Raw genomic sequence first — 12,015 nt, 5'->3', positions numbered from 1 at the left:
GACAACGCGGACTAGGTTCGCGATATGCCGATCTTGAGCACCACAGATCTGAACGTCTCCCGGCTCTGCCTGGGTGGCAACGTCTTCGGCTGGACCGCCGACGAGGACCAGTCGTTCGCCGTGCTCGACGCCTACACCGCGGCGGGCGGGAACTTCCTCGACACCGCCGACGTGTACTCGGCCTGGGCGGAGGGCAACTCAGGCGGTGAGTCGGAGACGGTCATCGGCAGGTGGCTGGCCAAGCGCGACCGCGACCAGATCGTGGTGGCGACGAAGGTCGGCATGCTCGCCGGGTTCAACAACCAGAAGCGCGACACGATCCGGACCAGCGCCGAGCGGTCGCTGAAGCGGCTCGGCATCGACCACATCGACCTCTACTACAACCACCTCGACGACCAGAACACGCCGCTCGAGGAGACGCTGGCCGCCTACGACCAGCTCGTGAAGGACGGCAAGGTCCGCTACATCGCGGCGTCCAACTTCAGCGCCGAACGGCTGGCGAAGGCGCTCGAGATCCAGGAACGCGAGGGCTTCGCGAAGTTCGTGGCGCTGCAGCCCGAGTACAACCTGGTCAGCCGCGACCGGTTCGAGGGCGGCCTGCAGGACGTCGTCGCGAAGAACAACCTGGCCACCGTGCCGTACTGGTCGCTCGCCAAGGGCTTCCTGACCGGCAAGTACCGGCCGGGTGTCGAGGTCCGGAGCGCGCGGGCGACCGCCGCCTCGAAGTACCTCGACGAGCACGGCCTGCAGGTGCTCGAGGTGCTCGACGAACTGGCCGAGACGCACGAGACGACGGTCGCCGCCGTGGCTCTCGCGTGGCTCGCCCAGCAGCCCACGGTGGCCGCGCCGATCGCGTCGGCCCGGACGTTGGAGCAGCTCAACGACCTGACGCCGGTCCTCGATCTCGAGCTCACCCAGGCGGACGTCGACCGCCTCAGCGCAATTTAACTTGCCAGTAGCTTACTGGGAGTAGGTTGAGTTACCGTGGCGGCATGGACGTCACGGGCAAGGTGGTACTGATCACCGGCGCGGCCAGGGGAATCGGCGCCGAGGTGGCGAGGCAACTGGCCGCGCGCGGGGCACGTCTCGCGCTCGTCGGGCTCGAGAAGGCCCAGCTCGAAGAGGTCGCGCGGCAGACCGGCGGCAAGGCTTGGGAAGCCGATGTCACCGACTGGGACGTGCTCGAACGCGTCACGAACGAGATCGCCGAGCACTTCGGCGGCATCGACGTCGTCATCGCCAACGCGGGCATCGCAGCCACCGGGTTCGTGCGCTCCATGGACCCGAAGGCGTTCGAACGGGTCGTCGAGGTCAATCTGCTCGGTGTGTGGCGCACGGTCCGCACGGCGCTGCCGCATCTGATCAAGAGCCGTGGCTACTGCCTCGTCGTGTCGTCACTGGCCGCCATCGTGCACATCCCCGGCAACGCGGCCTACTCGGCGGCGAAGGCCGGCTGCGAGGCGTTCGCGGACAGCCTGCGCGCGGAGGTCAGGCACCTCGGCGTCGACGTCGGCACCGCGTACTTCTCGTGGATCTCCACGGACATGGTGAACAGCGCCGACGAGCACCCGGTGTTCGGCAAGCTCCGCCAGGGCATGCCCGGCCTGGCCGGCAAGAAGTACCCCGTCCGCAACGTCGGCAAGGCCGTCGTCAGGGGTGTCGAGAAGCGGGCGAAGGCGGTCCACGTCCCCGGCTGGGTGGGCGCGCTGAAGTACTTCCGCGCGTTCACACCGATGGTCGTGGACCGCCAGGCGGTCGAAGAGGTGGCCGACGCCGACCGGCAGATGGCCGCGAGCGACACATCGGGCCTGGTCGGGCCGGGCGGTCGAGCCGCTAGTCGGTGAGCCAGGAACCGAGCAGGGCGTTCCAGACGCGGATCTCCCACTTGGTGATCACGTTCGCCGGGGTGTACGGGTCCGCGGAGATGATCTCCTTCAACGTCGTCTCGTCCGGAGCGTCGTAGATGATCAACGCGCCGGTGTCGTCCGCGTACGGACCGGCGGCGAGGACCACGCCCTTCTCGGCGAGGGAGGCGATGTACTCGCGGTGTGCCGGGCGCACCGCGAGACGCTTCTCGCGATCCGGACCGAACACCAATTCGACTGCAAAGCGGGCCATGCGACCACCGTAGCGACGGTGACCGGTACCGTCCTACCTTGTGGTTGGCGACGAAACCCCGCGCACCGTGCAGGACACCCTGACCAACCTGCGGATCCAGGACGGCGTCGCAGGACCTCCCACAGGGCCTCTCACGCTCGAAGACCTGTACAAGCAGCACCGCATGCGCCTCATCCGGCTCGCGCTGCTGCTGGTCGACGAGCCCGCGACGGCAGAGGACGTGGTGCAGGAGGCCTTCACGGGCCTGCACCGCAACTGGAAGGGCCTGCGCGACGCACAGGCAGCCGTGGGCTACCTCCGCACGGCCGTGGTCAACGGCTCGCGCAGCGTGCTGCGCCGGCGCAAGACCGCGCGCGACTACACCCCGCCGCACGTGGCGAACGCGCGGTCGGCCGAGTCGCTCGCGATGCTGACCGCCGAGCACCAGGCCGTGGTCAAGGCCCTGCAGCAGCTGCCGCCGCGCCAGCGCGAGGTCCTCGTGCTGCGCTACTACGGCGACCTGTCCGAGGCCGAGATCGCCGAGGCGACCGGCATCTCGAAGGGCACCGTGAAGTCGACGGCGTCCAGGGCCCTGGACGCACTCCAGAAGATCATGGCCGGTTGATCACGGGCGTTTTGCCCGGTGAGAGCGGTTCCGGTGCGTAGGAACACGCCCCCAATCCGGTACTTGGTATAGACCAATAGGGCTTTGATGCCGCAGGATCAGTCCTCGTGGCACGCAGACACGTGGTCGCCGTCGACATCGGTGGCACCGAAACCAAGGCGGCGCTGGTCACCGGTACCTCGGAGGTGGTGGCGGCGCAGAAGCACGCCCGCCGGGCGACTCCGGCCGAGTTGGAGCCCCTCCTCGCCGTGATCGCCGAGCTCGTCGACGAGCTCAGGCAGGCCTCCGAGCACGAGATCGACGCCGTCGGGATCGTGGCGCCGGGCATCGTGGACGAGGCCAACGGCGTCGGCGTGTACACGACCAACCTGCCGTGGAGCCAGTTCCCGTTCAGCACAGTCCTCACGGAACGGCTGGGCGTTCCCGTCACGTTCGGCCACGACGTCCGCGCCGCCGGGCTCGCCGAGTGCCGGATGGGTGCCGCGAAGGGGCTGCGCAACGCGGTGGTCCTGCCCATCGGCACCGGTATCGCCGGCGCGCTGCTGCTCGACGGGAAGATCTTCAGCGGCGACGGCTACGCGGGTGAGATCGGACATGTGAACGTCGGCCACGGCGTGCCCTGCGCGTGTGGCCAGATCGGCTGCGTGGAGACAGTGGCGTCCTCCGCGGCGATCGCCCGCCGGTACACCGCACGTACCGGCACCCCCGTCAACGGCGCCGCCGAGGTCGCACGCAGGGTGAAGGACGGGGAGCAGGACGCAGTCGCCGTGTGGCACGAGGCCGTCGACGCGCTCGCCAGGGGGATCCTGGTGTTGGCGACGCTGCTCGGCCCGGAGGCCGTCGTGCTCGGTGGCGGGCTCGCTCTGGCAGGAGACCTGCTGGTGGAGCCGTTGCGGGACAGGCTGGACGGGCTGATCGCCTTCCAGCGCCGACCGGAGCTGCGGCTCGCGGCGCTCGGCGACGAGGCGGGCTTCCTCGGCGCGGCGCTGCTGGCCATCGACATGCTGGAGGCGTCATGAGCACGTGGGGTGGACCTGTCGACGTGACCCTGACCAATGGTCGGGTCGTCACGCCGGACAGGGTGCTCGAGAACGGGTGGGTCAGCGTCGGAGACGGCCGGATCGTCGCGGTGGGCGAGGGCGCGCCGCCCGACGGCCCGACGACCGACGTCGGTGGCGGCACGATCGTGCCCGGCTTCGTCGACATCCACTGCCACGGCGGCGGCGGTGACGCGTTCACCAGCAAGGACCCGCAGAAGGTCCGCAAGGCGGCGGCCGCGCACCGCAGGCACGGCACCACGACGTTGCTCGCGTCGCTCGTCTCGCGCCCGGTCCCGGAGCTGGCCGACCAGGTGTCCGCACTGGCCGAGCTGGTGCAGGAGGGTGTCGTCGCGGGCATCCACCTCGAGGGCCCGTTCCTGTCCGCCGCCCGCTGCGGCGCGCACGACCCGGCGATCCTGTGCCCGCCGGAGCAGACCGCGGTGACGAAGCTGCTCGACGCGGGCAAGGGCACCGTCCGGATGATCACCATCGCGCCTGAGCTGGAGGGTGCCGTCAGCGCCGTGCGGCAGCTCGTGGACGCGGGCGTCCTCGCCGCCATCGGCCACACCGACGCGACCGAGGCGCAGGTCCGCCCCGCCGTCGACGCCGGCGCCACCGTGGCGACGCACCTGTTCAACGGCATGCGCCCGCTGCACCACCGCGAGCCCGGCCCGATCGGCGCGCTGCTGGACGACGACCGCGTCACCGTCGAGCTCATCTGCGACCTCGTGCACCTGCACCCGACGGCGGTCCGCCTGGCCGCGCGTCACGCCGGCCTCAAGCGCACGGTCCTCATCACCGACGCCATCGCGGCCGCCGGTGTGGGCGACGGCGTGTACGACGTCGGCGGGCTCGAAGTCCGCGTGGTCGACGGCGTGCCGACGCTGGCGGGCGGTGCCGCGCTGGCCGGCAGCACGCTGACGATGGACATGGCGTTCCGCAACGCCGTCAACTCCTGTGGACTGTCGCTCGTGGAGGCTGCGTACGCCACCGCGACCCGTGGCGCGGAGCTGCTCGGCGTCGACACCGGAAAGCTCCAGCCCGGATGTGCGGCGGACCTCGTCGTGCTGGATGCAGAATTGAAGCCGAGGGACGTGATGGTCAAGGGCGAGTGGGTCAAGGACTAGGTGGATGGCGGACGATCCGGAGCGGTTGGTGACCGACGCGTTGCGAGCGCAGGCGACCAGCACGAACGCCGGATTTGCCGTACCTGTACCGGTTCCTGAGGAACGCCCCGCGCCGATGCCGGTGTGGCTGGTGCTGGGCCTCGCGCTGCTGTTGGGCCTGGCAGCAGGCACGGTGGCCGCAGTGATCACGCTGAGCTGACCTGTACCGTTGTGCCCGTGACGATTGCATTGGGCCCTGACTGGCTGGATCCCGAAAAACTGCTGACGATGCTCGGCCCGTGGATGCTCGTCGGGCTGTGCTTGATCGTCTTCGCCGAGTGCGGGCTGCTCGTCGGGTTCTTCCTGCCGGGCGACTCGCTGCTGTTCACGGCGGGTCTCTTCGTTGCGGCAGGGCACATCTCGACCCCGCTCTGGGTTGTCTGCATCCTGCTGACGGTGTGCGCCTTCGTGGGCAACGTCGTCGGCTACTACATCGGCCACAAAGCCGGTCCGGCGTTGTTCAACAAGCCGGAGTCGAAGATCTTCAAGAAGGAGTACGTCGACAAGACGCAGGAGTTCTTCGACAAGTACGGCCCGCGCGCCATCGTCCTCGCGCGGTTCGTGCCGATCGTCCGCACGTTCATCACGGCCATGGCCGGTGTCGGGCGGATGGACCCCAAGAAGTACTTCACGTACTCCGCGATCGGCGGCGTGGCGTGGGCGGCCGGCCTGACCGTGCTCGGCTACTACCTCGGCCAGATCTCCCTCATCAAGGAGAACCTCGAGGTCACCCTGCTCGCCATCGTCTTCCTGTCGATCGTGCCGATCATCATCGAGGTGATCAAGGCGCGCAGGGAGAAGAAGTCGCTCGTGCAGGAAGAGGCCGACGACATCACGCAGATCATGGACGCCCAGCTCCACCAGGACGACTCGACGCAGATCATCCCGCGCGTCGAGCGCTGACCAGCGACTGAGCCCGCCTGTTCGCGCAGGCGGGCTTTTTGCCGGCGCAATTTGAATACAGGGCTGTACTGTATTCGTATGGTCACTGTTGCAGGGGCGGGCCCGACCGGCATGGCGCTGGCGTGCGGGCTCAGGCAGTTCGGGGTGGACGTGCGGATCGTGGACGCGGCTTCCGGGCCCGCCACGACGTCGAGGGCACTGGGGTTGCAGCCACGGGGAGCGGAGGTGCTGGCCCGGCTGGGTGCACTGGGCGACCTGCCGGAGAAGGCGGTGCGACTGCGGTCGCTGCGGATCAACGGCGCGGTGGCGCTGGACATGAGCTTCCTGCGCGACGCCGGTCAGCTGATCGTCTCGCAGGCGTGGGTCGAGGAACGGCTGCGCGACCGGCTGTCCGCGCTGGGCGTGGAGATCGAGTGGAACACGCCGGTCTCGGCCGTCGAGGGGTGGGACTGGCTCGTCGGCTGCGACGGCGCGCACTCGGCGGTGCGGAAGATGGCGGGGATCGCGTTCGAGGGCGAGCCGGTGATGGAGAACTTCCTCCTGCGCGACGTCCACGCGGACTGGGACCTCGACCGCGAGTCGATCCACCTGTTCGTCGACGGACCGTCGATGACGACCCTGTTCCCGTTGCCCGGCGGCATCTGGCGGGTGATGTCACCGGACGGCGGGAGGTGGACGCCGGGTCCGATCGGCGCGGTCGAGTGGGAGTCGACGTTCCGGATCCACCGGAGGCAGGCCGCCACCTATCGGCGCGGCGACATCCTGCTGGCGGGCGACGCCGCGCACATCCACAGCCCGCTGGGCGGTCAGGGCATGAACACCGGCCTCGGCGACGCGGAGAACGTCGCTTGGAAGCTCGCACTGGTCGTGCAGGGCAAGGCGGCTCCCACGTTGCTGGACACCTACGAGGCCGAACGTCGCCCGGTCGCCGCCCGCGTGCTGGCCGCGACCACGCCGGCGACCCGGATCGCGATGGGGCCGGGCGTGCTGGCGCGGACGACCCGGGATCTGATGTGGCCGTTGCTGAACCTTCCGGTCGTGCAGCGGCAGATGATCCGCGCGACCTCGCAGCTCGGACTGAAGTACTCGGGGTCGCTCGCGACCGGGCGGCGCGGTGGCGAGCGGGTGCCGCTGTTCGCGCGGACCGGGAGGTGGGTGCTCGCGGGACCGCCGACGTGCCTGGAGGTGGCACGGGAGCGGCTCGGCGACGTCGTGCACCATGAACGCGCCGGCGACACGCTGCTGGTACGTCCGGACGGACACCTGGCGTGGCGCGGCCCGACGAACCCCGAAAGGCTTGCCGCGTGGCTGAACGAAGTGCTGGGCGTCCCCGCGACCCCGAGGCGGACAACGCGATCCTGACCGCGGCCTTCGAGCTGTTCCTGGAACGCGGCCTCGACGGCACGTCGATCGAGCAGGTGGCCAAGCGCGCGGGCGTGACCCGCGCGACGGTCTACCGCCGGTTCGCCACCAAGGAGGAACTCCTGTTCAGCGTGATCGAGCTGCCGCGCACCGTCGCGGCGCTCGATCCCGGACGGATGGCCGTCGCACCGCCGGAGGAGACGCTGAAGGGGTGGGCGGCACTGATGTCGACCCCGCAGTCGGTTCAGCTGCTGCGCCGGATCGTGGGGGCGTCCGCGGACAACTTCGAGCTGATGCGGCGGTACTGGGAGCTGTTCATCGCGCCGCGCCGGACCGTGCTCTACGACGTCATCCGTCCCGGTTTCCCGCCCGGCACCGACCTCTCGCTCGTCGTGGACATGGTCGGAGGTGCGCTTTTCTACCGCGCCCTCACCCGTCCGGAGCACAACACGGAGGAGGAACTGGAAACTTACCTCCTCAAAGTGTTGCACCAGGTCGGATATCGCCCCTAGGTTGCTGTGGTCTGGACCATTGGAGGCCACTGATGTCGTTGTTCCGCAAGGGATTGGCGGCCGCACTGGCCGCACTTTCCGTCTCAGTTGGCGTCGTCGCGGCGGAGGCCGCGCCGCGCAAGATCGTCGGTGCCTACTACGGCAACTGGTACAGCGCCAGCAAGCCGATCTCGTCGATCCCGGCCAACACCCCGATCACGCACCTGTTCTACGCGTTCGCGCTCATCGAGAACGGCAAGTGCGTGATGCCGGCGGCGACCGCGGCCAAGGACTTCGCGGACATCCGCGACCTCAAGAAGCGCAAGCAGTCCTTGAAGGCGCTGATCTCGCTGGGCGGCTGGGGTGCGGGCGGTTTCTCCGACGCGGCGCTGACCGCAGAGTCGAGGAAGACGCTCGTGCAGTCCTGTGTGGACCTGTTCTTCACGGACAGCACGTTCGACGGCATCGACATCGACTGGGAGTTCCCGGTCTACGGCGGCCCGACCGAGATCAGGGACCGGCCTGAGGACAGGCGCAACATGACGCTGCTGACGCGCGACTTCCGCAGGGCGCTGGGGAAGAAGCTCGTCACCGCCGCGCTGCCCACCGGCCGTCTGCAGACCGACGGCCCGTACGACCCGGCGAAGTCGTTCGAGCTCCGCGAGCTGTCGCAGATCATGGACTTCATCAACGTCATGACCTACGACATGGGTACCGGTTTCTCGCCCGTGGCCACGTTCAACGCGCCGTTCCGCGAGGTCGCCAACGACCCGATGCCGCCGGCCGACCGCAAGTGGAACAACGTTGCCGGCGCCATCAACTACTACCAGCGGCACGGTGTCTCCCCGCGCAAGATGGTGCTGGGCACCCCGTTCTACGGCCGGGGCTTCAACGTGAAGTCCGAAGGCCCGCAGCACGGCCTTTACCAGGCGTACGACAGCGCGTTCTGGGTCGACGGGTACGAGGAGGCGTTGCGCCTCAAGAACACGCCGGGCTGGCGGGAGTACTGGCACCCGGTCGCGCAGTCGCCGTGGCTCTACAACGCGGCCGAGAAGAAGTTCGTCTCCTACGAGAACCCGAGGTCGATCGGCATCCGCGCGGACTTCGCCCGGTCCCGCGGCCTGCTCGGCACGTTCATGTGGGAGCTCGGGCACGACGACGCCCAGTACTCGTTGCTGAAGGCGATGTCGCGCTGAGCCATGCACCAGCAGGCAGAAGACCGCATCGCACTGCTGCGCCGGGCACTGACCAGCCGGGACGCGTGGCAGGTGGCGGCGGCGCTGAAGTACGTCGCCGAGAAGCTGGAACCCGAGCACCGCGCGGCGCTGATGCCGGAGCTCGTCGAGCTCAGCACGAGTCCGCTCTGGGCGTCCAGCGCGAGTGAGGTGCTGGAAAGGATTTGAGTCTGACGCAACGTCAAGGTGTTGGTTGAACAGCATGACTGACACGACTCGACGTGAAGTGCTGGGGTGGCTGGCCGGGCTCGGTGCGGCGGCGGGCACGGGCCTGTTCGCACCGGGCAGGGCCGGCGCCTCGGTCGATGTCACCGGCGGCGTCACCGCACTGCGCGGCGTCACGCTCGTCGACTCCTCACGCGTTCGCTCCAACACCACGATCGTGCTGGCGGACAACAGGATTCTCGCGATCGGCACGCACGACCTGCCGTTGCCGCGCGGCGCCACCGTGCTGGACCTGCCCGGCAAGTTCGTCATCCCCGGCCTGTGGGACATGCACGTGCACGGCGCGTACCTGGAGCGGATCACGTTGCCGCTGTGCCTGGTCAACGGTGTGACCGGCATCCGTGAGATGTGGGGCGTGGCACCGATCTACGAGCTGCGCGAACGGATCGAGCGCGGCGAGGTCCTCGGACCACGGCTCGTCGTCGCCAGCACGATCATCGACGGCCCGCACTCCACGCTGCCCTTCGCGCTGGTCGTCAGCACGCCGGACGAGGGACGGCAGGCCGTGCTCGACGCCAAGGCCCAGGGCGCCGACTTCGTGAAGGTGTACTCGTACCTGGACCGGGCGACGCTCGCGGCCATCGCGGACGAGTGCGCGCGGCACGACCTCACGTTCGCCGGGCACTGCTCGAACCACGTGGCGCTGGGCGACGCGAGCGACCTCGGGCAGCGCACGTTCGAGCACATGTACGGCCTGTCCCTCGCGACGAGCACGCGGGAAGACGAACTGCGCCAACGGATCGCGAACCTGCCGCTCGACCCGGCGAACTCGTTCGCCTGGTTCAAACAGGTGCTGGAGCTCGAACGTGAGGCGGCCTCGTCGCACAGCCGGAGCAAGGCGGTGCGACTCGCGAAACTGCTGCGCCGCAACAGTTCCGCGCTGTGCCCGACGATGGTCGCGATGCGCGTGCTCTCGAGCCCGGCTGACAAGTTCGCGAACGATCCGCGGTTGAAGTACATGCCGGTGTCCTACCGGGACTACTGGCGCGACGGCCTGAAGAACTGGGCCCCCGTGACCGAGCAGGAGACCAGGCAGCAGGCCGAGTTCCTCAAGCGCCGCATGGAACAGGTCGCGGAGATGCACGACCACGGCGTGGACGTGCTGGTCGGCACGGACGCCGGCAACCCGTACGTGTTCTCCGGCTTCTCGGTGCACGACGAGCTGGAGCTGCTGGTGCAGGCCGGTCTGTCGCCAGAAGCCGCCCTGAGGGCAGGTACCCGTGGCACGCGGCTCGTGCCCGGCGGTGAGGCGAACCTCGTCGTGCTGGACGGAAACCCGCTCAAGGACATCCGCAACACGCAACGGATCCACACCGTGCTGACCAGAGGCAGGGTCCTCGGACCGGCGGAACGGCAGCGGATGCTCGCGGACGTCGAAAAGGCAGCTCAGGAGCCGATTGGCGCTGTTCAGGCGAGGTGCTGCTGACCTCAGAGACTGAACATCGAACCGGGGTTGAACTGGTTCTCCGGGTCCAGCGCACGTTTGATGTCGCGGTGGACCCGGAGGCCGACCGGGCCGATCTCCTTCGCCAGCCACTCACGCTTGATCTTGCCGATGCCGTGCTCGCCGGTGACCGTCCCGCCCAGCGCGAGCCCGATCGCGAGGATGTCGTCGAACGCCTTCTGGGCGCGGGCGAACTGGTCGGCGTCGGTGGGGTCGTAGACGATCGTCGGGTGCATGTTGCCGTCGCCCGCGTGGCCGACGACGGCGATCTTGAGGTCGACCTCCTTCGAGACGTCCTCGCAGCCCTGGATGAGCTCGGCGATGCGGGTGCGCGGGACGCACACGTCGTCGGTCAGCCAGGAGCCGTAGACCTCCAACGCGGTCAGCACGGCCCGGCGGGCGGTCAGCAGGTCGCGGCCCTCGTTGACGTCGTGCGTGGCGTAGACGAGGTCGGCCTCCGCGCAGATGGTCTCGATCTGCTGCAGTTCGTGGCGGGCCTGCTCGCCGCCCGCGTCGGACTGGCAGATCAGCAGCGCCGCGCAGCCGGGACCGGCGCCGAGCTCCGTCTTCAGGTACTGCTCGACGGCCTCGATCGAGGTGCGGTCCATGATCTCCATCAGCGACGGCACCAGGCCCTCGCGGACGATCCGGCTGACCGCGGCACCCGCGGTGGCGGTGCTGCTGAACGCGGCCACCAGCGTCGCGGGAGCCTGCGGGAGGGGCTTCAACGCGAGAGTGGCCCTGGTGATCACGCCCAGGGTGCCCTCCGAGCCGATGAAGAGCTTGGTGAGGTCGTAGCCCGCGACGCCCTTGACGGTGCGGCGGCCGGTCCTGAGCACCTCGCCGTCGGCCAGGACGACCTCCAGGCCCAGCACCGAGTCGGTGGTCACGCCGTACTTCACGCAGCACAGGCCGCCGGCGTTGGTGGAGAGGTTGCCGCCGATCGTGCACCAGTCGTAGCTGCTCGGGTCCGGCGGGTAGAACAGGCCGTGCTTCTCGACGGCTCCGCGCAGGTCGAGGTTGATCACACCCGGCTCGACGACGGCGAGGCGGTTGTCGGCGTCGATCTCGACGATGGCGTCCATCTTGGTGGTGACTAGGACGACGCAGCCGTCGACGGCGTTCGCGGCACCGGAGAGGCCGCTGCCCGCGCCGCGAGGGACAATGGGGACACGGTGGCGCGCGCAAGCCCGCACCACCGCCTGGACCTGCTCGGTGTTCAGCGGGAACACCACCGCCAACGGGCTGCCGTGCGGTGCCAACGGCATCATGTCTCGCTGGTAGCTCGCGGTGACATCGGCGTCGGTCAGCACGCCCGAGTCACCCAGTGCGGAACGGAGTTCTGCGAGCAAGGTCTCCATGTCCCACACGCTAGTCCGATTCGGCTGGTTCACTCGAAGGGATCTCGACCGAAGGGGGTTCACGTG

Annotated in this window: 14 protein-coding genes; 12 read left to right on the top strand and 2 right to left on the bottom strand. The window is 69.0% G+C overall.

Annotation, left to right across the window (positions count from 1 at the left end; genetic code table 11):
• Positions 1 to 24 precede the first annotated feature (24 nt).
• Complete coding sequence (locus tag ABFX45_RS12045; RefSeq protein ID WP_346129687.1) at positions 25 to 948, top strand: aldo/keto reductase; 924 nt, start codon at positions 25 to 27, stop codon at positions 946 to 948.
• A gap of 44 nt (positions 949 to 992) precedes the next feature.
• On the top strand, positions 993 to 1,844 hold the full coding sequence (locus ABFX45_RS12040; protein ID WP_109629502.1) for an SDR family oxidoreductase: 852 nt from the start codon (positions 993 to 995) through the stop codon (positions 1,842 to 1,844).
• Here ABFX45_RS12040 and ABFX45_RS12035 read toward each other — a convergent pair.
• A complete protein-coding gene (locus tag ABFX45_RS12035; protein ID WP_109629507.1) occupies positions 1,834 to 2,118 on the bottom strand; it encodes a YciI family protein in 285 nt (94 codons plus the stop codon). The genes ABFX45_RS12040 and ABFX45_RS12035 overlap by 11 nt on opposite strands.
• Positions 2,119 to 2,158: 40 nt before the next feature.
• Between ABFX45_RS12035 and ABFX45_RS12030 the strand changes: the two genes are divergently transcribed.
• The 10 genes from ABFX45_RS12030 (at position 2,159) to ABFX45_RS11985 (ending at position 10,570) form a co-directional block, all read left to right on the top strand.
• The gene (locus ABFX45_RS12030) at positions 2,159 to 2,722 is read left to right on the top strand and encodes a SigE family RNA polymerase sigma factor (protein ID WP_109629511.1); all 564 of its coding nucleotides are present in this window, start codon (positions 2,159 to 2,161) and stop codon (positions 2,720 to 2,722) included.
• A 107-nt stretch (positions 2,723 to 2,829) separates the two neighbouring features.
• Entirely contained in the window at positions 2,830 to 3,741 is a 912-nt protein-coding gene (locus tag ABFX45_RS12025) for an ROK family protein (protein WP_233439110.1), read from the top strand.
• Entirely contained in the window at positions 3,738 to 4,889 is a 1,152-nt protein-coding gene (gene nagA, locus ABFX45_RS12020) for an N-acetylglucosamine-6-phosphate deacetylase (protein WP_346129683.1), read from the top strand. The genes ABFX45_RS12025 and nagA overlap by 4 nt, the downstream gene beginning before the upstream one ends.
• 4 nt (positions 4,890 to 4,893) lie before the next feature.
• Positions 4,894 to 5,088, top strand: a complete 195-nt coding sequence (locus ABFX45_RS12015; protein ID WP_109629520.1) for a hypothetical protein — start codon at positions 4,894 to 4,896, stop codon at positions 5,086 to 5,088.
• A 68-nt stretch (positions 5,089 to 5,156) separates the two neighbouring features.
• Positions 5,157 to 5,831 carry a DedA family protein gene (locus tag ABFX45_RS12010; protein ID WP_109632912.1) on the top strand — a complete coding sequence of 225 codons (675 nt, stop codon included), beginning with the start codon at positions 5,157 to 5,159 and terminating at the stop codon, positions 5,829 to 5,831.
• A gap of 78 nt (positions 5,832 to 5,909) precedes the next feature.
• Positions 5,910 to 7,193 (top strand): FAD-dependent monooxygenase, encoded by a 1,284-nt coding sequence (locus ABFX45_RS12005; protein WP_346129681.1) that lies wholly within the window; start codon positions 5,910 to 5,912, stop codon positions 7,191 to 7,193.
• Entirely contained in the window at positions 7,136 to 7,705 is a 570-nt protein-coding gene (locus ABFX45_RS12000; protein ID WP_346129679.1) for a TetR/AcrR family transcriptional regulator, read from the top strand. Before ABFX45_RS12005 ends, ABFX45_RS12000 begins: the two co-directional genes overlap by 58 nt.
• Positions 7,706 to 7,737: 32 nt before the next feature.
• Complete coding sequence (locus tag ABFX45_RS11995; protein ID WP_346129677.1) at positions 7,738 to 8,880, top strand: glycoside hydrolase family 18 protein; 1,143 nt, start codon at positions 7,738 to 7,740, stop codon at positions 8,878 to 8,880.
• Between the two features lie 3 nt (positions 8,881 to 8,883).
• The gene (locus tag ABFX45_RS11990; protein ID WP_109629530.1) at positions 8,884 to 9,087 is read left to right on the top strand and encodes a hypothetical protein; all 204 of its coding nucleotides are present in this window, start codon (positions 8,884 to 8,886) and stop codon (positions 9,085 to 9,087) included.
• A gap of 34 nt (positions 9,088 to 9,121) precedes the next feature.
• On the top strand, positions 9,122 to 10,570 hold the full coding sequence (locus tag ABFX45_RS11985; RefSeq protein ID WP_346129675.1) for an amidohydrolase family protein: 1,449 nt from the start codon (positions 9,122 to 9,124) through the stop codon (positions 10,568 to 10,570).
• A 2-nt stretch (positions 10,571 to 10,572) separates the two neighbouring features.
• Here the strand turns inward: ABFX45_RS11985 and ABFX45_RS11980 are convergent, their stop codons facing one another.
• Positions 10,573 to 11,949: an FAD-binding oxidoreductase gene (locus ABFX45_RS11980; RefSeq protein ID WP_346129673.1), complete on the bottom strand. Its 1,377-nt coding sequence runs from the start codon at positions 11,947 to 11,949 to the stop codon at positions 10,573 to 10,575.
• Positions 11,950 to 12,015: the final 66 nt, after the last annotated feature.

It is taken from the genome of Lentzea roselyniae (genome assembly GCF_039537795.1).
GTDB lineage: Bacteria > Actinomycetota > Actinomycetes > Mycobacteriales > Pseudonocardiaceae > Lentzea > Lentzea atacamensis.
This window is presented reverse-complemented; position numbering and strand designations above follow the sequence as displayed.